This window comes from Pseudomonas sp. SORGH_AS_0211 (genome assembly GCF_031453455.1).
Taxonomy (GTDB): Bacteria; Pseudomonadota; Gammaproteobacteria; order Pseudomonadales; family Pseudomonadaceae; genus Chryseomonas; species Chryseomonas aestiva.
This window is the reverse complement of record NZ_JAVIZV010000001.1, coordinates 3,639,725-3,665,590: the sequence shown is the minus strand read 5'-3', so window position 1 is coordinate 3,665,590 and position 25,866 is coordinate 3,639,725. Positions and strand designations below refer to the sequence as shown.

The 25,866-nt window shown below is 67.6% G+C and carries 14 protein-coding genes and 2 pseudogenes; 9 read left to right on the top strand and 7 right to left on the bottom strand.

Features of this window, described 5'->3' with window-relative positions:
* Nucleotides 1–52 precede the first annotated feature (52 nt).
* Nucleotides 53–2,437 (bottom strand): pyrroloquinoline quinone biosynthesis protein PqqF, encoded by a 2,385-nt coding sequence (gene pqqF, locus QE393_RS16950; RefSeq protein ID WP_310044791.1) that lies wholly within the window; start codon nucleotides 2,435–2,437, stop codon nucleotides 53–55.
* 379 nt (nucleotides 2,438–2,816) lie between these two features.
* On the bottom strand, nucleotides 2,817–5,249 hold the full coding sequence (locus tag QE393_RS16945; RefSeq protein WP_310044790.1) for a glucose/quinate/shikimate family membrane-bound PQQ-dependent dehydrogenase: 2,433 nt from the start codon (nucleotides 5,247–5,249) through the stop codon (nucleotides 2,817–2,819).
* Nucleotides 5,250–5,573: 324 nt separating this feature from the next.
* Between QE393_RS16945 and QE393_RS16940 the strand changes: the two genes are divergently transcribed.
* The 8 genes and pseudogenes from QE393_RS16940 (at nucleotide 5,574) to QE393_RS16910 (ending at nucleotide 18,494) form a co-directional block, all read left to right on the top strand.
* A complete protein-coding gene (locus tag QE393_RS16940) occupies nucleotides 5,574–6,524 on the top strand; it encodes an AEC family transporter (RefSeq protein WP_310044789.1) in 951 nt (316 codons plus the stop codon).
* 183 nt (nucleotides 6,525–6,707) lie between these two features.
* Nucleotides 6,708–7,742, top strand: a pseudogene (locus QE393_RS22620) (cache domain-containing protein); the annotation flags it as partial.
* A gap of 93 nt (nucleotides 7,743–7,835) precedes the next feature.
* On the top strand, nucleotides 7,836–8,600 hold the full coding sequence (locus QE393_RS22615; RefSeq protein WP_405046308.1) for a methyl-accepting chemotaxis protein: 765 nt from the start codon (nucleotides 7,836–7,838) through the stop codon (nucleotides 8,598–8,600).
* A gap of 121 nt (nucleotides 8,601–8,721) precedes the next feature.
* Nucleotides 8,722–10,613, top strand: a pseudogene (locus tag QE393_RS16930) (methyl-accepting chemotaxis protein).
* 342 nt (nucleotides 10,614–10,955) lie between these two features.
* The gene (locus QE393_RS16925) at nucleotides 10,956–15,821 is read left to right on the top strand and encodes a PAS domain S-box protein (RefSeq protein WP_310044787.1); all 4,866 of its coding nucleotides are present in this window, start codon (nucleotides 10,956–10,958) and stop codon (nucleotides 15,819–15,821) included.
* Nucleotides 15,818–16,756 (top strand): diguanylate cyclase domain-containing protein, encoded by a 939-nt coding sequence (locus QE393_RS16920; protein ID WP_273807146.1) that lies wholly within the window; start codon nucleotides 15,818–15,820, stop codon nucleotides 16,754–16,756. Before QE393_RS16925 ends, QE393_RS16920 begins: the two co-directional genes overlap by 4 nt.
* A gap of 293 nt (nucleotides 16,757–17,049) precedes the next feature.
* Nucleotides 17,050–18,060 (top strand): AI-2E family transporter, encoded by a 1,011-nt coding sequence (locus QE393_RS16915; protein WP_133862255.1) that lies wholly within the window; start codon nucleotides 17,050–17,052, stop codon nucleotides 18,058–18,060.
* Nucleotides 18,060–18,494: an NUDIX hydrolase gene (locus QE393_RS16910; RefSeq protein ID WP_273807145.1), complete on the top strand. Its 435-nt coding sequence runs from the start codon at nucleotides 18,060–18,062 to the stop codon at nucleotides 18,492–18,494. The genes QE393_RS16915 and QE393_RS16910 overlap by 1 nt, the downstream gene beginning before the upstream one ends.
* Before the next feature lie 12 nt (nucleotides 18,495–18,506).
* Here QE393_RS16910 and QE393_RS16905 read toward each other — a convergent pair whose 3' ends face one another.
* The 4 genes from QE393_RS16905 to QE393_RS16890 form a co-directional block, all read right to left on the bottom strand.
* Complete coding sequence (locus QE393_RS16905) at nucleotides 18,507–18,749, bottom strand: hypothetical protein (RefSeq protein ID WP_273807144.1); 243 nt, start codon at nucleotides 18,747–18,749, stop codon at nucleotides 18,507–18,509.
* A gap of 187 nt (nucleotides 18,750–18,936) precedes the next feature.
* A complete protein-coding gene (gene pbpG, locus QE393_RS16900) occupies nucleotides 18,937–19,848 on the bottom strand; it encodes a D-alanyl-D-alanine endopeptidase (RefSeq protein ID WP_405046260.1) in 912 nt (303 codons plus the stop codon).
* Nucleotides 19,849–20,090: 242 nt separating this feature from the next.
* Entirely contained in the window at nucleotides 20,091–21,626 is a 1,536-nt protein-coding gene (locus tag QE393_RS16895; protein ID WP_273807143.1) for an acetyl-CoA hydrolase/transferase family protein, read from the bottom strand.
* Between the two features lie 944 nt (nucleotides 21,627–22,570).
* On the bottom strand, nucleotides 22,571–24,022 hold the full coding sequence (locus QE393_RS16890; RefSeq protein ID WP_273807142.1) for an anion permease: 1,452 nt from the start codon (nucleotides 24,020–24,022) through the stop codon (nucleotides 22,571–22,573).
* A 304-nt stretch (nucleotides 24,023–24,326) separates the two neighbouring features.
* Here QE393_RS16890 and QE393_RS16885 point away from each other — a divergent pair, with 304 nt between their 5' ends.
* Nucleotides 24,327–24,851: a gamma carbonic anhydrase family protein gene (locus QE393_RS16885; protein WP_271653140.1), complete on the top strand. Its 525-nt coding sequence runs from the start codon at nucleotides 24,327–24,329 to the stop codon at nucleotides 24,849–24,851.
* A 71-nt stretch (nucleotides 24,852–24,922) separates the two neighbouring features.
* Here the strand turns inward: QE393_RS16885 and QE393_RS16880 are convergent, their stop codons facing one another.
* On the bottom strand, nucleotides 24,923–25,846 hold the full coding sequence (locus tag QE393_RS16880) for an SdiA-regulated domain-containing protein (protein ID WP_273807141.1): 924 nt from the start codon (nucleotides 25,844–25,846) through the stop codon (nucleotides 24,923–24,925).
* Between the last annotated feature and the right edge of the window lie 20 nt (nucleotides 25,847–25,866).

Genomic DNA, 25,866 nt, shown 5'->3' with positions numbered 1-25,866 from the left:
GCAACAGATTGACCGCCGGCAGCGGCCGACGCTCCCGGGAAAGTGTTGAAAGCTATGACATCCAGCCGGATGGCGCGCTGGCATTGGCCAGGGCGAAGCGCGGTGCGTCGCTGGCGGTGAGTTGCTGCCAGGCCTGCTGCAGGGCCCCAGCGTCCAGGGCGGCCAGGGCTGCCTGCAAGGGCGCGAGATCCAGCGCCCCGCTACGCTGGAAGCCCCACCAGAGGCGCTCGGCCAGGGCCGCGCGTTGAGGGGTGGCGGGGCTGAAGTCGCGCACCAGCTGGCGGATGTTCTGCGAAAGCGTCGCGCCCTCGGCCTGTATGGCGGCCAGGCTGTCAGCCAGGCAACCCTCGATTTCCGCCAGGATCTCCGCCGCCCGGGCCTGGGGTGACTGGACACCGATTAAAAGGCCGGCCTGATCGCCCAGCTGGCGATAGGCGGAAAACACCGCGTAGCCCAGTTGCCGCTCGCTGCGCAGACGCTGGAACAGCGGCCCTTGCAGACGCGCTGCCAGCAGCCGCCAGGCGGCTTCGGTGGTGGGGCGCGCATCGGGTTGCAGACAGAACAGCAGCAGCGCCTGCTGGGCGTCGGCGCTGGGTTCGGGGTGCCAGTGGCGACCGGTGAAGCCATGCGGTTCGCCCAGCGGCCCTGCCTGGGGCCGAGGCGGCGGCGTGAGGGCGGCCAGGGACGCCTGTGCAGCCGTGGGCAGGCCACAGGCCAGGGCCTGCCAGCGCGGACCCGCTTCATTCCCTGTGGGCGGTGTGGCCGTGGTCAGTCGCTCGGGCAGGACCTTGAGCAACTGGCGGATCAGCATGGGCTCGATCGAGGTTTCTGGCAGCGCCCGGGGCAGCTCCAGCGCGTGCGTCAGGCGGCCGAGCGCCTGTTCCAGCACCGCCGGCAGCGCCGCGGCCCAGCCTTGCAGCCGCAACTCCCAGGGCGCCCCCGGCGGACTCCAGCGCAGGGTGACGCCCGCCTCGGCGGCCAGCCGGGGGAGCGCGCCCAGCACCTGGACGTCGGGCGCGACCGCCTCCGGCCATCGCCAGCGCAGGAACAGCAGGCCTTCGCGCTGCTGAGGGGCGAGGGCCTGGCTGATCGGCCAGGACTGCATCGCCGGGGCGCTGGGAATGATGGGATCGGTGAGCAGCGGATTGGGCGGTGGCAGGGTAAAGCTGGCGATGACGGGCGATGCCTGGTTCGGTGCAGCGGCCAGGCCGCCGGCAAAACCGCTGAGACGTTCCGGGACCAGTTGCGCGAGCAGCCGCGGCCAGGCGGCCTGGGCGGCAGGCGAGAGAGCCGGTTGTGGCCAGGCGTCTCCTGGCCGATCCAGCCAGAGGCGTTCACCCAGGCGTCTTGCCAGCGCCAGGCCGGGCAGGGTGGTCCACTGGCGCCGGACCCGTTCGGCGTGGCCCTGCTGCAGCGCGGCGAGAGGTGACTGGCGCAGGCTGTCCAGCCAGGCGAACAGGATGTCGGTCAGGCGACGGGGACTGGCCTGGGAGCCGGGCGAGAAATCCAGCCGGAGCAGGCCCTGGCGCGCCTGGCGATAGGGCCAGGCGAGGCTGAGCCGCTCGGCCTGGCCCGCCTGGCGCAGGCTGGCGGGCAGGCCGCCGGGATGGTCGCCGAGCAGCAGGGTTTCCAGCAGCTCGGCCGCCTCCCAGCTGCCGGGCGGCAGGTCGTCGAGAGCGAATTGCAGGGCCAGCATGGGCGGCGTGGCGGTAATGGTCTGCCAGCGTTCGCCGGTGGCCGGGAGTGACGGGGGCGCTGCATGTGCGGACGCAGGACCGGATGCCAGGACTGCACCCTGTTCGCGGGCCAGCTCTGCCAATTCGGCCAGCGATTGTGGCCCGGCCAGCACCAACAGGGCGTTGTCGGCGCGGTAGTACTGGCGCTGGAAGTCGCGCAGGGCCGCCTGGAAGATCGGACTGTGCAGCGGCAGGCTGTATCGGTTGCCGGCATGGAAGCCGGCGGCCGGATGGTCCGCAGGCAGGCCGGCGGCCAGGGCCAGGTCGCGGCGGGTATCGGCGCTGCGTGCCCAGGCGATGAATTCCGCGTGCAGCACCTCGCGCTCACGACGCTGGGCGTCCGCTGCCAGCAGGGGCGCGGCGAGCATGTCCAGCAGGCGGGCGAGGCCGGCGGCGAGGTGCTCGGGCGCCAGGGCAAAAAAGAAGTCGGTGGTGGTCTCGCGGGTGCTGGCGTTGAGTTCGCCGCCCAGGCGCTGCACCAGCGGCATCAGGCCGTCCGCCGCTGGATAGCGGCGGCTGCCGAGAAAGAACAGGTGTTCGAGAAAGTGCGCCAGCCCCGGAAAGGCCCGCGGCGCCTGGTGACTGCCGGCGCCGATGCGGACCAGGGCGGCCGCCTGGGGCAGCTCGGCATCGTGCAGCAGGGCGACGGCCAGGCCGTTGGCCAGGCGCAGTCGGCGGTGTTGGGGCGGGGAGGTGGGCATGGGGGATAGCTTAACCGAGTCCAAGGGACGGTGATGGAGCGGGGTGTGCCCTTACCCCGGCCCTCTCCCCTGGGGAGAGGGGGAGGAGCGGGTAGGGTGCCCGGGTTGGCCCCCACCTTGGCCTTCTGCCAGGGGAGAGGGAGCGTTCGAGGCACGGTCTTGACACTGTAGCGTGGAAAACGGCGCAGCCTTTTCCGCTGGGCCTTGGGTGCCAGGTGGCTCTTTTCATAGAAGCAAAAAGCCCGGGCGAAAAAAATCCCGGCTGGGCCGGGATTTCGGGTTGGGGCGAGGTGGGTTCCAACAGGATGTCAAAATGCTCGAAGCATCCTCGCCCCAAACCCTCTCCCTTAAGGAGAGGGGAGCTCGGGCGCGGGCGCCCTTACTTCTTCTCGGGCAGGGCGAAGGCCATCACATAGTCACCCTGCTTGGTGCCCAGCGAGCCATGGCCGCCGGCATAGACCAGCACGTACTGGCGGCCGTCCTTGCCGGTGTAGGTCATGGGGGTGGTCTGGCCACCGGCCGGCAGGCGGCCTTTCCACAGTTCCTTGCCGTTCTTCACGTCATAGGCACGCAGGTACTGGTCCAGGGTGCCGCTCAGGAAGGCCACGCCACCGGCGGTGGTGACGGTGCCGCCCAGGCTGGGCACGCCCATGGGCAGGGGCAACGGAACCGGCGAGTTGTCGCGCACGGTGCCGTTCTTGTGCTTGTAGACCAGCTTGCCGGTGGTCAGGTCGAGACCGGCCACGTAGCCCCAGGCGGGTGCCTGGCAGGGCAGGCCGAGCGGCGACAGGAAGGCCGACAGGATCACGCCATAGGGCGCGCCCTTGTTGGGCTGGATGCCCTCGGTCTCGCTCTTGCGCGCCGGCTGGTTGGCGATCTCTTCACGCGGCACCAGCTTGGAGGTGAAGGCCATGTAGCTGGGGTTGAGGAAGGCGATCTGGCGCACCGGATCGACCGAGAGGCCGCCCCAGTCGAACACGCCGAAGTTGCCCGGGTAGACGATCGACCCTTGCGTGGACGGCGGGGTGTAGATGCCCTCGTAGCGGTGCTCGCGGAAGGCGATGCGGCACAGCGCCTGGTCGAAGGGCGTACCGCCCCACATGTCGCTTTCCTTGAGGGTCGGCGCGGCCAGGTTGATCGAGGAGACCGGCTGGGTCGGCGAGGTGTGGTCGCCTTCCACCGCGCCCTGGGGCACCGGGGTTTCCTTGATCGGGTAGATGGGCTGACCGTTGGTGCGGTCCAGCACATAGATGCTGCCCTGCTTGGTCGAGGCCATCAGCGCGGGTTTCACGCCGCCTTCGGTCTTGATGTCCACCAGGGTCGGCTGACCGCCCACGTCCATGTCCCAGAGGTCATGGTGGGTGAACTGGTAGTTCCAGCGCACCTTGCCGGTGGCGATGTCGAGGGCGACCACGCCGGCGCTGTACTTCTCGGAGGCCGGGGTACGGTCACCGCCCCACTGGTCGGGCATCTGGTTGCCCATGGGCAGATAGACCATGCCGATCTTCTCGTCGACGGCCATCATCGACCACATGTTGGGCGAGTTGCGGGTGTAGATGCCATCGGCGGCGATGGGCGCGGTGGCGTCCGGATTGCCGCTGTCCCAGTTCCACACCAGCTTGCCGGTGTGCACGTCATAGGCGCGGATCACGCCGGACGGCTCGTCGGTGGAGACGTTGTCGGTGACGTGGCCACCGATGATCACCAGGTTGCGGGTCACCGCCGGCGGCGAGGTGGAGTAGTAGCCGCCGGGCGTGAAGCTGCCCATGTTGGCGGTCAGGTCGACCTGGCCGTTGTCGCCGAAGTCGCTGCACACCTTGCCGGTATCGGCGTTGATGGCGATCAGGCGGGTGTCGGCGGTGGGCAGGAACAGGCGGCGCGGGCAGCTGCTGGCGGCCGGGGTGCTCTGTTCATCGACCGGGACGGCACTGCCGTTGGCCGGGCTCTGGCCGGCGGTGGTGGTGCCGGCGTAGGTGGCGTCGTCATGGTAGGCCACGCCGCGGCAGGTCATGTGCGCCCAGCCCTTGAAGCTGTCGGCGTGCTGGGTGCTCAGCTTGGGATCGAAGCGCCAGATTTCCTTGCCGCTGTCGGGGTCCACGGCGATCACCTGGCTGTGCGGCGTGCAGACATAGAGCTTGCCGTTGACCTTGAGCGGGGTGTTTTCCGCGGTGGTTTCCTGGGGATCGTTCGGGCCGGGGATGTCGCCGGTACGGAAGGTCCAGGCCGGTTGCAGATCCTTCACGTTGTTGACGTCGATCTGCTTGAGCGGCGAGTAGCGATCACCGAAGGCGGTGCGGCCATAGGACGGCCAGTCGCCATCGGCGGCGGTCGGGGCGGCGCTTTCGACGCCTGCGGTATCGCGACCCAGGTCACCATCCAGACGGTTGTAGTTGACGAACTGGGCGATCAGGGCGACGACCGCGGCGATCACCAGGGAGCCGACCAGCGGCAGGCCGCCGCTCCGGCTGTCCAGCGGACGGCGGAACACCGGGATCAGCAGCACCAGGCCGAGGACGAACCAGAGCGCCAGGCGCGGCACCAGCTGCCACCAGTCGAACTGGACTTCCAGTACGGCCCAGGCGGTGGAGACCACCAGGAAGAAGGCATAGACCCAGACCCCGCTGGCCCGCCGGATGCACAGCAGGTAGCCACTCAGGGCGAGCAGCACGCCGCCGCCGAGGTAATACAGGGAGCCCCCGAGGGTGGCCAGTTTGATGCCCAGCCCCAGCAGGGCGAGGCCCAGGAGGATGAACAGGATGCCGAGTAACCTGGCAGGCAGGCCTCCCGGTCTCGCGTTGGAAGTGACAGTCATGGCAGCGCTCGCAATGCAATCGTGAAAAGAGACTTCGACTCGATCGACGACATCGCAAATCGGAACCGCATGCGGATCTGTCGTCTGCTACGTCTGAACCTGTTGTCTGTCTTATTGTTCCACCCCTTCGCCGGCTTCCCTGGCAGGAAGCTAGAGCGGTCGCGCTGAGGCGAAGCGGGGGATGGATCGGGGGCGTCGTCTGAATCGGGCGGGTAGATAGTAAGCTAAGCATTGACTGATGTCACTTCGCGATGACGGAAGGAGGGGCCCGGTGGCGCGCCGTGCCTGCTACCATCGCGAGCCGTTCCCGCGATGCCTTCCGCCATGTCCGACGTGCTTGCCCTGGTCCAGGCGACCTTCGACGTCACCGCCCCGGTCTTCGCCCTGGTGCTGCTGGGCTGCGTGCTCAGGCGGCTGGGCTGGATCGACACCCCCTTCATCAACACCGCCTCGGCGCTGGTGTTTCGCGCCACCATGCCGACCCTGCTGTTTCTCGGTATCCTCAAGGCCGACCTCGGCGAGGCGTTGCAGCCGCTGCTGCTGGGCTATTTCGCCCTGGCCACGGTGGCGAGTTTCCTGGCCGCCTGGGGCTGGGCGATCTGGCGCTGTCCCCATGCCGATCGCGGCGTCTATGTGCAGGGCGCCTTTCGCGGCAACTGCGGCATCGTCGGCCTGGCCCTGGCGACGACCCAGTACGGCGACTATGGGCTGTCGGTGGGCGGGATCATGGCCGGCATGGTCATCCTCTTCTACAACGTGCTCTCGGCCATCGTGCTGGCGATCTACAGCCCGCACCTGGAGGCCAACTGTCGCACCCTCCTGCGCAGCATCCTCGGCAATCCGCTGATCATCGGCATCCTGCTGGCGATTCCCTTCGCCTATTTCCAGTGGCAGCTGCCGCGCTGGCTGGATACCTCGGCGCACTATTTCGCGGGTCTCACCCTGCCGCTGGCGCTGATGTGCATCGGCGCCACCCTGTCGCTGGCCTCGCTGCGCGAGAGCAGCGGCCTGGCGCTGGGCGCCAGCCTGTGGAAGATCGTCTGGATTCCGCTGCTGGGGGTGCTGGGCGCCCTGGCGCTGGGCATCCAGGGACCGGCGCTGGGCATCCTCTTTCTCTACCTGGGGTGCCCGACGGCAGCGTCGAGTTTCGTCATGGCCCGCGCCGCCGGCAGCAATGCCCAGCTGGCGGCGACCATCGTGGTGCTCAGTACCCTCGGCGGGATGCTGAGCACCAACCTCGGCCTGCTGTTGCTGAAGGGATTCAGCCTGCTGTAGGGCGCGCCGGCCAGACATCGGCGTTGTGAGAACGTTTATCGGTTGGCGCCAGCTAAAAGTCAGGTTTGAGCGTAATAGTGCGACGTCGACCATCCCCGGTCGTCTTGCCCTCTCTATACTTATCGCAATATCTACCTGCGAGGAGAGCGGCTGCTCACTACCCAAGCCTTACGCGTGGTATCCATGAAACGCTCGCTCCAATTCAGCCACAAGATCCTGCTGGCGGCCGCCCTGGTGGTGACCATCGCCCTGGCCGGCTTCGCCAGCTTCAATGCCTATCTGCAGCGTCAGGCGATCACCCAGAGTCTCGAAGCCTCGCTGGGCGAGATCGGGCGCATCACCGCCGGCAACATCGCCTACTGGCTGGACGCGCGGGTCAAGCTGATCGACAGCCAGGCCCAGGCGCTCAGCCGCGACAGCAGCCCGGCCAACGTGGCGGGCCTGCTGGAAGAGAAGCTCTACACCAGCAACTTCGACTCCACCTACCTGGGTGAGGTCGACGGCACCTTCACCGACCGCCCCCATACCCCCATGGAGGCCGGCTACGACGCCCGCCAGCGCGACTGGTACAAGGCCGCGGTCGGCGCCGGCGGCCCCATCCTCACCGAGCCCTATCTCACCGCGCCGCCGCAGAGCTTCCTGTGCATCACCATCGCCGCGCCGGTCCTGCAGAACGGCAAGCTGATCGGCGTGGTGGCCGGCGACCTGGTGATGGACAGCCTGATGAAGATGATCACCTCGCTGGACGCCGGCGGTCTGGGCGAAGCCTTCCTGGTGGACGGCGACGGCAAGATCCTGGTCAGCAGCCACGCCGACCAGGTGCTGAAATCGCTCAAGGAGGTCTTCCCCGAGCAGACGCCGAGCCTGGCCCCCGGCTTCCATCACGTCCTGCAGAACGGCAGCGAGCGCCTGGTGAGCTTTACCCCGGTCGCGGGCCTGCCCTCGGTCAAGTGGTACCTGGCACTGTCCATCGACCAGGCCAAGGCCTATGCCCCGGTGACCCAGGCGCGCAACCTGGCCATCGTCGCCACCCTGGTGGCGGTCATCGCCATCATCCTGCTCCTAGGCTTGCTGATCCGCGTGCTCTTGCGCCCGCTGCATGACCTGACCCGTGCAATGGACGACATCGCCGAAGGCGAGGGCGATCTGACCCGCCGCCTGCCGGTGCAGTCCCGCGATGAATTCGGCGCCCTGGCCGAGGCCTTCAACCACTTCGTGGCGCGCATCCACACCTCGATCCGTGACGTGGCCCAGAGCACCGGCGAACTCAACCAGGGCACCCGCCGGGTGCTGGAGGCCTCGCAGTCGTCCATGCAGCAGTCCGATATCCAGGCCCAGCGCACCACCAGCGTGGCCGCTGCCATCAACGAACTGGGCGCCGCCGCCCAGGAGATCGCCCGCAATGCCGCCCATGCCTCCGGCGAGGCCAGCACCGCCCGCGCCCAGGGCGAGGAGGGCCGCGAGGTGCTCGATGAGGCCCTGTACGCCATGCAGGCGCTGTCGGCCAAGATCGGCACCAGTTGCGAACATATCGAGGCGCTCAACGGCAAGGCCGCCAACATCGGCCAGATCCTCGAAGTCATCCGTGGCATCTCCGAGCAGACCAACCTGCTGGCGCTCAACGCTGCCATCGAGGCAGCCCGCGCCGGCGAAGCCGGGCGTGGTTTCGCCGTGGTGGCCGACGAGGTGCGCTCCCTGGCCAGCCGCACCCAGAGTTCGGCGCAGCAGATCCAGCAGATGATCGAGGAGCTGCAGAGCGGTTCGCGTGACGCCGTGGCCCTGATGCAGGAAAGCCAGCGGCAGAGCGCCCACAGCATGCAGGTGGCCAAGAGCGCCGGCGAGCGGCTGGGCAGCGTGACCGAGCGCATCGGCGAGATCGATGGCCAGAACCAGTCGGTTGCCACCGCGACCGAGGAGCAGACCTCGGTGGTGGAAACCCTGAACATGGACATCAGCGAGATCAACCTGCTGAACCAGCAGGGTGTCGACAACCTCCAGGCCACCCTGGCGGCCTGCACCGCCCTGGAAGCCGAGGCCGGCCGCCTGCAGCGGCTGGTGGGCGGCTTCCGCATCTAGCGCGGGCCTGCGCAAAAGAGGCTGCCGCTCCGCTCAAGTCGTAACGTACGTGCCCGATAACGAGTGACCGCCATGCCCTGAATCCGGCATGGCTCCACTCTGGCCACGGACGCAGACCTGTATGAAGCGACACCTGAAATTCAGCCACAAGATCCTGCTGGTCGCGGCGCTGGTGATCACCACCGCGCTGGCCGCTTCCGCGGGTTTCAATGCCTATCTGCAACGCCAGGCCATCGACCAGAGCCTGAGTGCCAACCTCGCGGAAACCGGCCGGGTCACCGCCGGCAACGTCGCCTACTGGCTGGATGCGCGGGTCAAGCTCATCGAAGGCGAAGCCCAGACCCTGGCGCGCGATCGCTCCCCCGAAGGCCTGGTCGGCCTGCTGGATCAGAAGATCTACACCGGCACCTTCGATTCCACCTACCTGGGCGAGGTGGACGGCACCTACACCACCCGCCCGCTGCGCACCCTGCCGGCCGGCTACGATCCGCGCAAGCGGCCCTGGTACGCGGCCGCCACCGCCGCCGGCACCACGGTGCTGACCCCGCCCTATATCTTCGCCTCTTCCGGACAGCTGGGCGTGACCATCGCCACGCCATTGCAGCGTGACGGCCAACTCGCGGGTGTGGTGGCCGGCGACCTCAACCTCTCGGCGCTGGTGGAAATCATCACCTCGCTCAACGTCGGCGGCCTGGGCGAAGCCTTCCTGGTCGACGGTGACGGCAAGATCCTGGTCAGCAGCCATCCCGAGCAGGTGCTCAAGACCCTCAAGGACGTCTTCCCCGAGCAGACCCCGTCCCTGCAGCCCGGTCTGCACGCGGTCACCCAGCAGGGCAGCGAGCGCCTGGTGAGCTTTACTCCGGTCAATGGCCTGCCTTCGGTCAAGTGGTACCTGGGTCTGTCCATCGACCAGGCCAAGGCCTATGCCCCGGTGACCCAGGCGCGCAACCTGGCCATCGTCGCCACCCTGGTGGCGGTCATCGCCATCATCCTGCTCCTAGGCTTGCTGATCCGCGTGCTCTTGCGCCCGCTGCATGACCTGACCCGCGCCATGGCCGACATCGCCGAAGGCGAGGGCGATCTGACCCGCCGCCTGCCGGTGCAGGCCCGCGACGAATTCGGCGCCCTGGCCGAAGCCTTCAACAAGTTCGTGGCGCGCATCCACACCTCGATCCGTGACGTGGCCCAGAGCACCGGTGAGCTCAATCAGGGCACCCGCCGGGTGCTGGAGTCGTCGCAATCCTCCATGCAGCAGTCGGATCTGCAGGCCCAGCGCACCACCAGCGTGGCCGCGGCGATCAACGAACTGGGCGCCGCCGCCCAGGAGATCGCCCGCAATGCCGCCCATGCCTCCGGCGAGGCCAGCACCGCCCGCGCCCAGGGTGAGGAAGGTCGCGAGGTGCTCGACGAAGCCTTGCACGCCATGCAGGCGCTGTCGGCCAAGATCGGCACCAGTTGCGAACATATCGAGGCACTCAACGGCAAGAGACCGCCAACATCGGCCAGATCCTCGAGGTCATCCGCGGCATCTCCGAACAGACCAACCTCTTGGCGCTCAACGCCGCCATCGAAGCGGCGCGTGCCGGCGAAGCCGGGCGTGGTTTCGCCGTGGTGGCCGACGAGGTGCGCTCCCTGGCCAGCCGTACCCAGAGTTCGGCGCAGCAGATCCAGCAGATGATCGAAGAGCTGCAGACCGGCTCGCGCGACGCCGTGGCCCTGATGCAGGAAAGCCAGCGGCAGAGCGCCCACAGCATGCAGGTAGCCAAGAGCGCCGGTGAGCGGCTGGGCAGCGTGACCGAGCGCATCGGCGAGATCGACGGCCAGAACCAGTCGGTGGCCACCGCGACCGAGGAACAGACCTCGGTGGTGGAGACCCTGAACATGGACATCAGCGAGATCAACCTGCTGAACCAGCAGGGTGTCGACAACCTCCAGGCCACCCTGGCGGCCTGTACCGCCCTGGAAGCCGAGGCCGGTCGTCTGCAGCGGCTGGTGGGCGGTTTCCGCATCTAGTCCGCGCACAGGTCCTCGAAAGGGAGCGCCGACGTCAGGTCGGTGCTCCCTTTTTGCTGTCCGGAAGGTCAGGAAGGCGTGCTCGGGCACCGATCTTTCCTGTACCACTCGTCAGAAACAGTAAAACTAATTAGCGCGTGAACTTGCTCTGGCCTGCCGCTTCGCGCGTATCCGTCGCGGCGCTTCGGCCAGGCGCGCGATCTGCGGTATCAAGAAAGCCTTTTTTCCCGCCGATGGGCTAGCTGTTACCGCCAGGTCTGGTGGAGGCCCCGCTCCGTCCGCGCTTCCCGTTCCTGGCACCGTCTAACCTACGGCGTGGCACCCTTTGCCACCAGGGGCTCCATGTTCACCAGGCTGTGCAAATCCTCTCGCGTACGCTGGAGTCTCGGCGTCTTTCTGCTCGGCGTCCTGCTGACCAGCCTGACCATGCGCCATCTGACCGAGCGCAACGAGCGACAGGTCCGCAATGCCCTCGACGCCGCGGCGACCGATGTGCGCGAGCAGATTGCCGAGCGGCTGCGCGTCTACGAATACAGCCTGAGCGGCATGCGGGACGTCATCGTGGTGGCCGGCAAAAGCCTGTCCCGCGAGTTGCTCGAGCACTATGGTCGTACCCACGATCTCAATCAGGAATTTCGCGGTGCCCGCGGCATAGGTTTCATTCGCCGGGTTCCGGCTGCCGAGGAAGAGGGCTTCCTGCGCGCAGCCCGTGCCGATGGCTGGCCCGATTTCACCATTCGCAGTTTCACTCCGCACGCGGGGGATCGTTTCGTCGTCCAGTACGTGGAACCGCTGGCCCTCAATCTACGGGCGGTAGGCATGGACGCGGCCTCCGAACCCAGGCGTCGCGAGACCGCCGTGCTGGCCATGCAGCGTGGCAGCATGCACCTCTCCGGTCCGGTGGACTTGCAGGCCTACCAGCCACCGGAGCACGGCCTGCTGCTGATGCTGCCGATCTACCGCGAGGGCCTGGTGCCCAAGGATCCTGCCCAACGCGAGGCGGCTACCCTGGGTTGGTCGTATGTGCCCTTGAGCATTCGCGAGCTCTTCGACAGCCTGCGGCTGGACATTCCTGGCTTGCTGATCCGTCTGACCGACGTGACCGAGCCCGCCCACCCGCAGCTGTTCTACACGCGCGGTGCTAGCGAAGAGGCGGGCGACGTCACGACGGCGGGGCTGTCCGAGGTGGTCAACACGCGTGAGGTCTACGGTCGGCGCTGGCAGATGGCGTTCACCGCTACACCGGCCTTTGTCGCCGGTCTCAACCTGGTCTCGATACCCCTGGTGCACCTGGTCGGCAAACTGGTCAGCCTGCTGGCCGCCGGCCTGACCTTCGCCCTGCTCACCACCCGCCAACGCCGTCGCCAGTACCAGCAGGACCAGGCCAATCTCACCGCGGTGGTGGAAAGCTCCTCCGACGGCATCATCAGCAAGGACCTCCAGGGCGTGGTGCTGAGCTGGAACCACGCGGCGGAAGAGCTGTTCGGCTACTCCGCCAGCGAAGCCGTGGGCCAGCGCCTGCTCGACCTGGTGGTGCCCACGGAGCTCGAACACGAGGAATGGTCGGTGCTCGAACGCATCGGCCGCGGCGAGCCGGTGCCGCACTTCGAGACCCGTCGCCAGCACCGCGACGGCCGTCTCATCGATGTCCTGGTCAGCGTCTCGCCCATGCGCGGCCGTGACGGCCGGATCATCGGCGCCTCCAAGACGGTGCGCGACATCTCGCTGCAAAAGGCCGCCCAGGCCGAGATCCTGGCGCTCAATGCCCGGCTGGAGGAGCAGGTGGCCCAGCGCACCGCCGAACTCAGCCAGACCAACCGGCTGCTCGGCGACGTGCTGCGCGCGGCCTCCGAGGTGGGCATCATCGCCACCGACCGCGAAGGCCGCATCACCCTGTTCAACGAAGGCGCCGAGCGCCTGCTGGGCTATTGCGCCGCCGAGGTGGTGGGGCGCTGGCAGGCCAGCGATTTCCATCTGCCGGAAGAGCTGGAGACCCAGGGCGCGGCCCTGGAAGCCGAGTACGGCCTGCCGGTCGCCGGCTTCCGCGTGCTGGTGGAGCGCTCCGAGCGCGCCGGTGCCGATGCCCGCGAGTGGACCTTTGTCCGGCGCGACGGCGAACACCGTGACGTCAGCCTGGTGGTGACCACCATGCGCGATGCCTCGGGCCAGGTCAGCGGCTACCTGGGGATCGCCTCCGATGTCACCGAGCGCAAGGCCGCCGAGCAGGAGCTGGCCGCCAGCCTCGCCCTGACCCGGGCGATCCTGGATACCGCGGTCAGCCCCATCGTCACCGTGGACAGCAATGGCCTGGTGCGCTCCTTCAACCCGGCCGGCGAACGCATCTTCGGCTATCGCGCGGCCGAGGTGATCGGTCAACCCATCCGCCGGCTGATTCCCGGCTATCTGGCCGGCTACGAGGCGCTGTTCAGCTGCTCGCAGGCGCTGCCTGACGACAATGCCGCTCAACAGGGCCAGGAAATGGAGGGGCGCCGGGCGGACGGCAGTGTCTTCCCGATCACCCTGAGCCTGGGGGTGATGTGGACCGATGGCGAGCGCCTGGCGGTGGCCATCATCGCCGACATCACCGAACAGAGTCGCCAGCGCCAGGCGCTCGTGCAGACCCGCGATCAACTGACCATGGCCGCCGACGTCGCCCAGCTCGGCATCTGGTGCTGGCAGCCCGATACCGGCCAGGTGCAGTGCAACGAGCGGATGTTCGATCTCTACGAATGGAACGAGGAGCAGCGCACTCGCGGCATCACCTACAACGACTGGCGCGACCGCGTGCACCCCGACGACCTGGGCAGCGCCGAAGAGCGCCTGGGCGCCGCCATAGCCGGACGCGCGGTGTTCGATCCGGTGTTCCGCATCCGCCGTCGGGATGGCTCGCTGCGGCACATCATCGCTGGCGCCCGCACCGAGCGCGATCCGCGCGGCCGGGTGCTGCGGGTGGTGGGCATCAACCGCGACATCACCGAACAGCTGGAGCTGGAACACCGGTTGCGCGAGGAGCGTACCCGCGCCGACCTGGCCAGCCAGGCCAAGTCGTCCTTCCTGGCCAACATGAGCCACGAGATCCGCACCCCGATGAACGCCGTGCTGGGCATGCTGCAACTGCTGCAGCGCACCACGCTCGATGCGCGCCAGGGCGACTACCTGACCAAGGCCCAGCAGGCGGCGCGTTCGCTGCTGGGGCTGCTCAACGATGTGCTGGACTATTCCAAGATCGAAGCCGGCAAGCTGCAGCTGGATGTCCATCCCTTCAGCCTGGAGCAGGTGCTGCGCAACCTGGGCGTGGTGCTCTCCGGCAACAGCGGCGAGAAGAACGTCGAGATCAACTACCACCTGGATGCCGGGCTGCCCACCGCCCTGATCGGCGACAGCCTGCGCCTGCAGCAGATCCTCATCAACCTGGCCGGTAACGCCCTCAAGTTCACCGAGGCGGGGCAGGTGCTGGTCAGCGTGCGCCAGCTGTCGCGCGACGGCGGCCAACTGCGCCTGGAATTCTCGGTGCAGGACACCGGCATCGGCATCAGCCCGGCGCACCAGGAGCAGCTGTTCCAGGGTTTCACCCAGGCCGAGGCCTCGATCAGCCGGCGCTTTGGCGGAACCGGGCTGGGCCTGGCCATCTGCAAGCGCCTGGTGGAGCTGATGGATGGTCAGTTGCAGGTGGAAAGCGAGCTGGGGGTGGGCAGCCGCTTCTGGTTCGATGCCGCCCTGGCGGTGGACAGCCAGGGCGAGACCCAGCTGGCGCCGGTATGCCGGCGGGTGCTGCTGGCCGACGACAACACCCTGGTCGGCGAGGTGCTGGTGGAAACCCTGGCCGCCCTCGGCTGGCAGGTGGACCTGGTCACCAGCGGCGCCGCCGCCCTCGCGCGGGTCGTCCAGGCCCAGCAGCAGGCGCAGCCCTATGAGGCGGTGCTCATGGACTGGCGCATGCCCGACGGCGATGGCCTGCTGGCGGCCCGGCAGCTGCGCGAGCGGCAGGCCGACAACCGACCCAAGGTCATCATGCTCACCGGCTTCGGCCGCGACTTCCTGTCCGAAACCCAGCAGAGCGCCGATGCGCCCTTCGACGACTACCTGACCAAGCCGGTGACCCCGGCGCAGATCGTCGAGGTGGTGGAGCGGGCCCTGGGCGCCGAGATCCCGGCCGGGGTGCACGCCGCCGCGGTGGTCGACGAGAGCCACCGGCTGGCCGGCCTGCGCCTGCTGGTGGTGGAAGACAATGCCCTCAACCGCCAGGTGGCCGCCGAACTGCTGCTGGCACAGGGCGCCCAGGTGGAACTGGCCGAGGGTGGACTGGAAGGCGTCGAGCGGGTGCTCTCCGGCGCACCGCTGGACGTGGTCATCATGGACATGCAGATGCCCGACATCGATGGCCTGGAAGCCACCCGCCGCATCCGCGCCGACGGGCGCTTCCGTACCCTGCCGATCCTGGCGATGACCGCCAATGCCTCCCATACCGACCGCGACGCCTGCCTGGCCGCCGGCATGGACGACCATATCGGCAAGCCCATCGACCTGGAATTGCTGGTCGCCCGCCTGCAGCGCCTGACCGGCCAGGAGGTCAGCGCCGCGTCCGTTGCCGCGCCGGTCGGCGAGGATCGCCAGGTGGAACCCTTGAGCCTCGTCCTGCGCCGCTTCGGCGGCGATGCCCGGCTGTTCGGCTCGTTGCTGGAACGCTTTGCCGAGGACTCCGTCAGCCTGCTGGAAGGACTCGCCCGAGCCTGGCACGCCGCCGACAGCGAGGCAGCGGTGGCCGTACTACACTCCCTCAAGGGCAGCGCCGGCACCATGGGTGCGCAGCGCCTGGCCGCGCGCGCCGCCGAGGGCGAACGCGCCGGCAAGGCCGGCGCGGGTGTCCCTCCGGAGGTGGCGATGGAACTGACGACCCTGCGACAGCTGCTCGACGAAGCCCTGGTCGAATTGCGCAGCGCCCTGGCCGAGCTCCTGCCACCGCCCGCCATTGCCGCAACCGCAAGCGCCACCCACACCGACCCCCAGGTCGACTGGCGCGCCCGCCTGGACGAACTCGAACAACTGCTCAGCCAGGGCAATCTCGACGCCCTGGAACTGATCGCCGAGCTGCCCGTGCACTGCCGCGCCGAAGCCCAGGTGCGCTACGACCTCTTGCGCGCCCAGGTCGAGACCCTCGACTTCACCGCGGCGCTCATTACCCTGCCTGATCTGAAGGAAGCCCTATGACTCCGCCGACCGCGCAGGCCGCCGGACGCAGCAAGCCCAAGCTGCTGATCGTCGACGACCAACCGCTGAACATCCGCATCCTCCACGAACTCTTTCGCCAGGATTGCGAGACGCTGATGGCCACCAGCGGCGCCCAGGCCTTGCAGCTGGCGCTGGCCCAGCAGCCGGATTTGATCCTGCTCGACGTGATGATGCCCCAGCTCGACGGCCACGAGGTCCTGCGGCGATTGCAGGCCGAGCCCGCCACGGCCGCCATCCCGGTGATCTTCGTCACCGGCCAGGAAGGCCCCGACGAAGAGGTGACCGGCCTGGAGCTGGGCGCGGTGGACTTCATCAGCAAGCCGATCAATCCGGTCATCGTCCGCGCCCGGGTGCGCACCCAGCTGACCCTCAAGGCGCAGCGCGACGCCCTGCGCAGCATCGCCCTGGTTGATGGCCTCACCGGCGTGGCCAATCGCCGCCAATTCGACGAGGCACTGCTGCGCGGCTGGCGCCAGAGTCAGCGCGAAGGCACGCCGTTTTCGCTGATCCTCATGGATATCGATCACTTCAAGGCCTACAACGACCACTATGGCCACCTGGCCGGCGACCAGTGCCTGCGCCAGGTGGCCCAGGCGCTGGGCCAGGGCCTGTTCCGTCCCTATGACCTGCTGGCGCGCTACGGCGGCGAGGAATTCGGCTGCCTGCTGCCGGGGACCGACCTGGAAGGCGCCACCCAGGTCGCCGAGCGGCTGCTGCAGCAGGTGCACGACCAGCGCCTGACCCACGGCTACTCCTCGGTGACCGGCTACGTCACCCTGAGTCTGGGTGTGGCCACCGCGCTGCCCCCGACCGCCGTCGATCCGGCCGCCCTGATCACCGCCGCCGATGCCCAGCTCTATGCGGCCAAGCACCAGGGCCGCGCCCGGGTCTGTGCCGCGGAACTGGCTGGCTGAGGCTATCCCGCGAAAGGGCCCGTTCGGGTAACGCCGGGTAACAGAGGCCCGGGCTTTCTTCGCTGTCCAGTGTGGTGTTTCAGACGTTCGCGCAAGAATTGGCAATTGATTTTTGTTCATGGGCCAGGCGCCGGGACGAGTCATAGCAGGGCTGTGGCGAGGAGGGGCAACGCCGTCCAGGGACAAAAGGCGCCGGCAAAATTGCGTAGATAACTTTTGAAACACCACACCAGGCTGGGCGGCGAGGCGGCAGACTGTCAGACTGCGGGCAGGGATTCTGCCGCCGGTAATCTATGTACGCCTTCACGCAACGCCAGGCCATCTTGGCCAGCTGGATCATCGTCTTCACCGCGCTCTATCTGGTTCTCCCGCTCAAGCTCCTGCCCAGCCTGCTGGCCGGCCTGCTGGTGTACGAACTGGTCAACACCCTGGCCGGGCGCCTGCAGCGGCAAATGCCCGGCGGCGGCGCGCGCTGGCTCGCCGTGGCCCTGCTTGGCGCCCTGGTGGTGAGCCTGCTGACGCTGTTCTTCGTCTGGTTCACCAGCTTCATCATCCAGGAGGTGCAAAACCCCGGACGGCTGCTGGACAAGTTCATGGTGCTCACCGAGCGCGCCCGCGCCCAGTTGCCGCCTTCGCTGGATGCCTACCTGCCGGCCAACGCCGACAGCATGAAGCAGGAGCTGGTGGAATGGGTACGCGCCCATGTGGCGCAGCTGCAGCTGTTCGGTCGCGACGCGGCGCGGACCTTTGTCATTGTGCTGATCGGCATGATCCTCGGCGCCATCGTCGCCCTGCAGCCTACGCCCGATCCCGAGCGCCTGCGCCCGCTGTCCGGCGCGCTGCTGGTGCGTCTCGGCCTGGTGGCCCAGGCCTTTCGCAACATCGTCTTCGCCCAGATCAAGATCTCGCTGCTCAACACCACCCTGACCGGCATCTTCCTGCTCGGCGTGTTGCCGCTGTTCGATGTCCATCTGCCGCTGGCCAAGACCCTGGTGATCCTCACCTTCATCCTTGGCCTGCTGCCGGTGATCGGCAACCTGATGTCCAACACCCTGATCTTCATCGCCGGCCTGTCGCTGTCGATCTGGGTCGCGGTGGCGGCGCTGGGCTACCTGATCGCCATCCACAAGCTGGAATACTTCCTCAACGCCCGCATCGTCGGCGGCCAGATCAGCGCTCGTTCCTGGGAATTGCTGGTGGCCATGCTGGTGTTCGAGGCGGCCTTCGGCCTGCCCGGGCTGGTGGCGGCGCCGGTGTACTACGCCTATCTCAAGAGCGAGTTGAGGGCGGAAGGGCTGGTGTAATGAGCGGTCAGATTCGCGTCCTGGTACTTTGCATCCTGCGTCAGGGCAAGCGCATCCTGGTGCGCGAGACGCAAGATCCGCATGATGGCCGGCGTTTCTGTCGGCCCCTGGGCGGTGGCGTGGAGTTCGGCGAAACCAGCCTGGCGGCCGTTCGGCGTGAGATCCGTGAAGAACTGGGCGTCGAACTGGCCGAGGTGAGGCTGCTGGGCACCCTGGAATCGCTGTTCAGCTACGCCGGGCGGCCGGGCCACGAGGTGGTGCTGGTCTACGCCGCCGAATTCGTTGATCGGCATCTCTATGCGCAGACCGAGCTGCCTGGTCAGGAAAGCGATGGTGAGACCTTCATGGCCACCTGGCGGTCGCTCGATTCCTTCGACGACAGCTGTCGGCTGGTACCCGAAGGCCTGCTGGCGCTTCTCGCTAGCGCTGCCTGAAGCCGCGGTCCCTCACTGACGATCCAGATTCGCCCACATGCGCTGCCAGAAGGCACCGGCCTCCTCATTGATGGCGCGCCAGCGCTGCTCCAGGCGTTCGCGCTCGGGCGTGCCCAGGTCTTCCGGGCAGGCCAGGTAGCGATCGGCGGCGGCCTGGGCTTCGGCCTGCAGGCGGCGCCATTCGCGCACGTCATCCAGCCAGCAGCGGCCGGTGATGGTTTCGTAGTATTCGTGGGCGATCGCGTCTCTGCTCATGGGGCGTTCCAGGTAGGGGATACAGCCCTAGACCGCAGGTGACGGCCGGGGTGCCCGCCTCGACCGTCGACGAGATCCAGGCTGTCGTTTTCCCGGATGCAACAGGCGACCAGGCCCGCCCCGCGGGACGGCGCCGGACAGGAAAAAGCCGCGTCGAGACGCGGCTTCGGAGCCTGCCAGGCAGAGCTTACTGGCGCGCCAGCACCGTGCTGCGACCCGCCTTGGGCGCGCCCGGCAGGGGGCTCAGCGCGCCGCTTTCCAGCCAGCGGCGCACGCGGGTGGCGTCGGCCATGTGGGTGAACTTGCCGAAGGCGTCCATTACCACGAAGGCCACCGGACGACCGGCCATCACGGTACGCATCACCAGGCAGTGACCGGCCTTGTCGGTGTAGCCGGTCTTGGTCAGCTGCACGCTCCAGTCGGCGTTGTAGACCAGATGGTTGGTGTTGCGAAAGCCCAGCACATAGTTGGGATTGTGGAAGGCCTGGGTCTTTTCCGGGGTGGTGCTGAGTTGACCGAGCAGCGGATAGTGCTCGGTGGCCTTGAGCAGGGTGACCAGGTCGCGAGCGGTGGAGACGTTCAGCGGCGACAGGCCGGTGGGTTCGGCGTAGCGGGTGTTTCTCATGCCCAGGGCGCGGGCCTTGGCATTCATGGCGGCGACGAAGGCCCGCTGGCCACCCGGATAGTGATGGGCGAGGCTGGTGGCGGCGCGGTTTTCCGAGGACATCAGCGCCAGTTGCAGCATGTCGCGCCGGGTCAGCTGGCTGCCCAGGCGCACCCGCGAGAAGATGCCGCGCATGGCCGGATTTTCGCTGATGTCGATGTCGATGGTCTGCTCCAGCGGCAGCCGGGCATCGAGCACCACCATGGCGGTCATCAGCTTGGTCACCGAAGCGATGGGGGCGACCTGGTCGGGATTCTGGGAAAAGAGTACCTGGTTGGTCTTGAGGTCGACGACCAGGGCGTGGTTCGAGGCCAGGCGCTGGGCGGTGGCGGCCGCCGCGGCCTTGACCTTAGGTGGGGTCTGGGCCAGGACGGCCGGACTCAGCCCGACCAAGCCAGCCAGCAACAGGCCGGCAAGTTGATGACAGATCTTCACGGTGGCAGCTCTCAAAAGGGGGGCGGGATTAGAACAACCGCGAACGGCAATGCCCCTTGCAGATCAAGGACATTGCTCAGAGATTTCACGTCTTTTATCACCCGGAATGTCGGCTGGGAATCCGACAAGGCAGCTTTTTACACAGCGCGCTGGCAAAAAGTCACAATAAGTTGCATATGGGCGACGGACGGCGGGGATGGCGGAGCGAAAGGGCGCCCGAGAGGCCTCGGGCGCCTTGCCTTTCAGTCGCGGGCTTCCTGGGCGGCGGGACCGAGCATGCTGCCGGTGACCAGGTAGCGTTCGTGCCAGGCGAGCGCCTCGGGCAGCAGGTGCGGGGTGTGCTTGCCGTGGCTGCCGGCCAGGGCGCGTTCGAAGTAGTCCGCCAGCGCCGGGCGGAAGCTCGGGTGCACGCAGTGCTCGAGGATGGCCCGGGCGCGCTGCTTGGGACTGAGCATGCGCAGGTCGGCCAGCCCCTGGTCGGTGACGATCACCGAGACATCGTGCTCGGTGTGGTCGACGTGACTGACCATGGGCACCAGGGTCGAGATCAGCCCGTTCTTGGCCGTGCTCGGCGCCATGAACACCGACAGATAGGCGTTGCGGGCGAAGTCGCCGGAGCCGCCGATGCCGTTCATCATCCCGGTGCCCATCTGGTGGGTGGAGTTGACGTTGCCATAGAGGTCGGCTTCGAGCATGCCGTTCAGGGCGATGCAGCCCAGCCGCCGCACCAGTTCCGGATGATTGCTCACGCCCTGCTGGCGCAGGATGATGCGCTGGCGCAGCGACTCGGCGTGCTCGACGAAGCGCTCGATGCCCGCCGGACTCAGGGAAAAGGACGTGGCCGAGGCCAGTTCCATCTTGCCGCTGATGAGCAGTTCCAGCATGCCGTCCTGGATCACCTCGGTGAAGGCGGTCAGCCCCGCGAATTCGCTCTCGGCCAGGCCCTGCATGAAGGCGTTGGCGATGTTGCCGACCCCCGACTGGAGCGGCAGCAGATTGGCCGGGATGCGCCCCTGGCGTACCTCGAAGCGCAGAAAGTCCAGCAGGTGCGCGGCGATGGCCTGGGAAGCGGCGTCCGGCGCCTTGAAGGGGCTGTTGCGGTCGGGGGCATCGGTCTCCACCACGGCCACTACCTTGTCCAGCGGCACCTCCAGATAGGGCGAGCCGATGCGGTCGCCGGGGTGCGCCAGGGGAATGGGCGTGCGGTGGGGCGGCAGGGCGCCGTCGGTGTAGATGTCGTGCATGCCGTCCAGGGCGTCGGGCTGCCAGCGATTGACCTCGAGGATCACCGCATCGGCCATGTCCAGCCAGGTCTTGTTGTTGCCCACCGAGGAGGAGGGCACCAGCAGACCGTCTTCGCGAATGGCGGCGATCTCCACCACCGCCACGTCGATCTTGCCGAAGAAGCCATAGCGCACCTTTTCCGCCAGCTGGCCCAGGTGGATGTCCATGTACTCCAGGCCACCGGCGTTGATGCGGCTGCGCAATTCCGGATCGGACTGGAAGGGCACCCGCAACTCGATGCCATCGACTCGCGCCAGGGCGCCGTCCAGCTCCGGTGCGGTGGACGCGCCGGTCAGCACCTTGATGCGAAAGGGTTCGCCGGCGCCGTGGCTGGCGGTGATGCGCTGGGCCAGGGCGCCGGGCACGGCCTTGGGGTAACCGGCCCCGGTGAAGCCGCTCATGCCCACGGTCATGCCGTGACGGATGAACTGCGCGGCCTGCTCGGCGCTCTGGCGCTTGGCGGCGAAACCGGGATGGCGAATACGGTGGGACATGACGACCTCTGCGGGTGTTATCGAAAGCACACTAAGAATGTGGATTCTACGCCGAAGGGATGCTTAGGTCCCTAAGCAAAAGGTCGGGTGGAAGGGGAAATTTTGGGGGAGTGGGGCGTAGGTTGGGTTGAGCGACAGCGAAGCCCAACGCTTTGGGCTTTGATCAATCCCCAGGCGGATTACTGAGTGCTTTGATGGTTTTTGTTTCGCTCCCTCGGGCGAGTCACTTTTGCCAGTCGCGGCAAAAGTAACCAAAAACGCCGTCCCCACGCTTCGGCTCTCCGCTTCGCTTCGGGTCCCCTCGCTCCGGTGCCGCTCCAGGGGCACGGCACGAAGGGGCCTCCTGCCCCTCGCGCCTCGCTCGGCGTCCTGCCTCGCATCCCCTTGCGCGACCCCTACACTCGGCCTCACTGACGGGGACGGGGACGGGGACGGGGCGCAAGCCTGAGGATTCGGCGTTCAGGGGTCGTAGCGTGGAAAACCGCGCAGCGTTTTCCACTGAGGAGGTAACGCCTATCGCGTGGACAAGGCTGCGCCGTTGTCCACCCTACCGGTTTGCACCCAAGGCATCAGGCGCGTGAATCGCCCCGTTCAGCAGGGCGAATGCCAGCGTCGTGGAGTGGGTCGAGCCGCAGGGATGCGGCGAGAGGTCCAGTGGGCCATGGACGGCCCATCTGGACCGACCCTGGAACGGCGCTGGCGTGAGCGGACCCGGAGCGCAGCGTAGGGCCGAATGTCTGGGGCAAGCGTTTTTGCTTACTTTTGTCCGGGGCGCGCAGCCGCGACTGAAAAAAGCAAGTCGCCCGGGTGGGCGAAACAAGAGCCACAAGCAGACCACCATAAACAGCTAGGGCACCTATAGCCCTAACCGCCCCGTTGGGCTTCGCTGCGCTCAACTCAACCTACGGTGCTCCGCCCGGGCCACCAGGCCCCCGACCTCCGCCTCACACCACCATCATGATCCACGGCACCCCGATCCCCAGCAGCACCAGCAGGAACAGCGCGCCGAAAATGGTCCCCAGTCGCCAGTAATCCGCACTGGGCAGGTAGCCGCTGCCGTAGTACACCGGGCTCGGCCCGGTGCCGTAGGGCGTGATGATGCCCATCAGCCCCAGCGAGGTGCCCAGCAGCAGGGCGAACACCGGCAGGTCGATGCCGGGGATGCCCATGCCGGCGGCCAGCATCACCGGCAGCAGCGCCGTGGTGTGGGCGGTGGAGCTGGCGAACAGGTAGTGGGCGAGATAGAAGACCGCCACCAGCACCACCATGGCGGTGCCGGCGTGGAAGCCGCCCAGGTGGCCGGCGACCCACTGGCCGAACCAGGCGACGAAGCCGACCCGGGTCAGGCCGTCGGCCAGGGCCACCAGGGTGGCGAACCAGGCGAAGGTGTTCCAGGCGGCCTTGTTGCCCAGGGCGTCGTTCCAGGTGATGACCTTCAGCAGCAGCATCAGCACGATGACCAGGATGCCCACCAGTGCCGGATCGGCCCAGGCGGCACCAAAGATCCACAGCGCCAGGGCACCGATCACCAGGGCCAGCAGCAGCTTTTCATCGCGCGTCAGCGGACCGAGTGCGGCCAGTTCCTTGGCCGCCCACAGCGGCACCTGATCGTTGCGCTTGATCTCCGGCGGATACAGCCAGTAGGCCAGCAGCGGCAGCAGGGCCAGCAGCAGGATGCCCATGGGCGCGGCGGCGATGAACCACTGGCCCCAGCTGATATGGACCTGGGCGGTCTTCTCGATCAGCGCGGCGGCCAGCAGATTGGGGGCGAGGGCAGTGAGGAACAGGGTGCTGGTGACGCAGGTGGAGGAGATCGCCACCCACATCAGGTAGGAGCCGATGCGCCGGGCGCTGGGGTCGTTGGGCTTGGAATCGTAGAGCAGCGGCAGGTTGCGGATCACCGGGTAGACAGTGCCGCCGCTGCGGGCGGTATTGGACGGGGTGAAGGGCGCGAGGGCCAGATCGGCCAGCATCACCGCGTAGCCCAGGGTCAGGGTCCGGCGGCCCATCGCCTTGACCAGCAGGAGGGCGATCCGCCGCCCGAGCCCGGTCTTCTCGTAGCCCAGGGCGAACATGAAGGCACTGAAGATCAGCCAGACGGTGTTGTTGGAAAAGCCCGCCAGACCCCATTTCAGCGCCTCCTGGGGCGCGCGAAAGCCCGGTGTCGCCAGTTGCGCCGGGCTGAACAGCACCCAGGGCGCCAGCAGGGCCGCCAGGGCCACGCCGATCAGGCCGATGACCGCGCCGGGCAGGGGTTCGAGGATCAGCCCCACCACCACGCCGGCGAAGAGGGCGAAGTACAGCCAGGCATGAGCGGGCAGGCCCTCCGGTGCGGGCAGCAGCGCCAGCAGTCCGGTGACGGCGAGGGGCAGCAGGAATTTCCAGGTGGTACGCATCGGGCGCTCGCAGATTCCGGTGGTCTCGGGAAACCGGCCTGGGCCGGGATGGCTGACGGTGCTGTTCCAGAGGGCTGCGCGGTCAGCGGCAGCCAGCTTTGCAAAGGCCAGGCTGCTTTCCCAGCGCTCGGGCCGTGGTCATTCGTCGCAGTCCTGCGGTCTTAGGTTCCCTGAGGGCATTCTTTCGCTATCGAGAATGACTTGCAACAACGCGAAGACGCCGGTCGTTGCCGATTGCGCCCGTCGCTCACCTCGGCGAACAATCGGACTGTCCGCCAACCCTGACCACACGAGGATGACCGCCATGAAGTACCGCCTGGGAGAACACCGTGTCGACGCCCATCCGCACAGCTGGGTCGCGCCTACCGCCGCGGTGATCGGCAAGGTGCGTCTGGATGAGGGCGCCAGCGTCTGGTTCGGCGCGGTGCTGCGCGGCGACAACGAGCTGATCCATATCGGCCCGGACAGCAATGTGCAGGACGGTGCCGTGCTGCACACCGATCCCGGCTCGCCGCTAACCCTGGGGCGTGGCGTCACCGTCGGCCACCAGGCCATGCTGCATGGCTGCGAGATCGGCGACGGCAGCCTGATCGGTATCCACGCCGTGGTGCTCAACGGTGCGCGCATCGGGCGCAACTGCCTGGTGGGCGCCAACGCCCTGGTCACCGAGAACGCGGTGATTCCCGACGGATCCCTGGTGCTCGGTTCGCCGGCCAAGGTGGTGCGCACCCTGAGCGAGGCCCAGCAGGCGCAGCTGGCGGCCAACGCCCAGGTCTACGTGGCCAATGCGCGGCGCTATCTGGAGGAATTGTTCGAGCAGGGGGAGTAGGGCGAGAGGGTAGCGTGGCTTCCAGCCCGTTGGGCTTGTCCACGGACGCATCGAATACGGCCAACCCACCCTCACGGCTTCTCGAACCGATAGAACAGATTGGGCTCGCTGACCACGTACAGCCGGCCCTGGTCGTCCATGGCCACGCCTTCCGCCTGGGGCACGCTGCGGCTCAGGCCGTGCTGGCCGCGCAGCAGCGACAGTGAGCTGATCGGCTTGCCGTCGTCGTCCAGTTCCAGCACCAGGCGCGACTGATCCGAAAGCGCCAGCAGGTGGCCGGTGCCGGGGTCGAATTGCAGGCTGGAGAGATCACGCACGAACAGGCGGCGATCGCGTTGTGGGTCCGTGCGCAGCGACAGCGCCTGCAGGCCTTCGAAGGCTTCGCTGCCGAGGCCGTCGATCTCGTAGATGCGTACCGGATCGCTTTCCTTGGCGACGAAGAAGCGCTCGCGGGCCGCGTCATAGGCCAGGCCTTCATTGCCGCGGTTGTCGCTTTGCACATCGCTGAGGCTGAAGGGGTGACTGACCTGGCGGTCGTCGACGTCCACCACCCGGGTGTCGGCGCCGATCCGTACCCGCACCAGGCGCTGGCGGCGCTCTTCGCTGATCATGTACACCCCCGGCTTGATGTACTCGATGGCTTCCGGGTCGCTGAAGCCCCTGAGCTCCACCTGGCGCAGCAGCCGGCCGTCCAGGTCCAGTTCGAGAAAGCGCGCCGGCTTGTTGGTGACGCTGACCAGGGTGCGGCGATCCGGATCGAAGCTCAGTGCCGAGACATCGGTGATGCCCTCGCCGATGGGGCGGGCTTCGACGGTGACCCGGTAGCTCGGCAGCCACAGCGAACGCGCCTGGCGACTCTCGGCCTGGAGCTGGCTCTGGACGTTGAACCAGAGCCGCTCGAACAGCCGATGCTGCTGGGCCACCAGGGTCAGGGCCAGCAGCAGGGCGCCGCCTAGCAGCGCGCCCAGGGTGCGAGGGGAAAACAGCGGAAACATCGACAGGGTCCTGAGGCGGT

What these genes read in the sequence shown, in the direction of transcription:
- pqqF (WP_310044791.1), bottom strand. Translation starts at nt 2,437, where the DNA reads ATGCCCACCTCCCCGCCCCAACACCGCCGACTGCGCCTGGCCAACGGC.
- QE393_RS16945 (WP_310044790.1), bottom strand. Translation starts at nt 5,249, where the DNA reads ATGACTGTCACTTCCAACGCGAGACCGGGAGGCCTGCCTGCCAGGTTA.
- QE393_RS16940 (WP_310044789.1), top strand. Translation starts at nt 5,574, where the DNA reads ATGTCCGACGTGCTTGCCCTGGTCCAGGCGACCTTCGACGTCACCGCC.
- QE393_RS22615 (WP_405046308.1), top strand. Translation starts at nt 7,836, where the DNA reads ATGCAGCAGTCCGATATCCAGGCCCAGCGCACCACCAGCGTGGCCGCT.
- QE393_RS16925 (WP_310044787.1), top strand. Translation starts at nt 10,956, where the DNA reads ATGTTCACCAGGCTGTGCAAATCCTCTCGCGTACGCTGGAGTCTCGGC.
- QE393_RS16920 (WP_273807146.1), top strand. Translation starts at nt 15,818, where the DNA reads ATGACTCCGCCGACCGCGCAGGCCGCCGGACGCAGCAAGCCCAAGCTG.
- QE393_RS16915 (WP_133862255.1), top strand. Translation starts at nt 17,050, where the DNA reads ATGTACGCCTTCACGCAACGCCAGGCCATCTTGGCCAGCTGGATCATC.
- QE393_RS16910 (WP_273807145.1), top strand. Translation starts at nt 18,060, where the DNA reads ATGAGCGGTCAGATTCGCGTCCTGGTACTTTGCATCCTGCGTCAGGGC.
- QE393_RS16905 (WP_273807144.1), bottom strand. Translation starts at nt 18,749, where the DNA reads ATGAGCAGAGACGCGATCGCCCACGAATACTACGAAACCATCACCGGC.
- QE393_RS16895 (WP_273807143.1), bottom strand. Translation starts at nt 21,626, where the DNA reads ATGTCCCACCGTATTCGCCATCCCGGTTTCGCCGCCAAGCGCCAGAGC.
- QE393_RS16890 (WP_273807142.1), bottom strand. Translation starts at nt 24,022, where the DNA reads ATGCGTACCACCTGGAAATTCCTGCTGCCCCTCGCCGTCACCGGACTG.
- QE393_RS16885 (WP_271653140.1), top strand. Translation starts at nt 24,327, where the DNA reads ATGAAGTACCGCCTGGGAGAACACCGTGTCGACGCCCATCCGCACAGC.
- QE393_RS16880 (WP_273807141.1), bottom strand. Translation starts at nt 25,846, where the DNA reads ATGTTTCCGCTGTTTTCCCCTCGCACCCTGGGCGCGCTGCTAGGCGGC.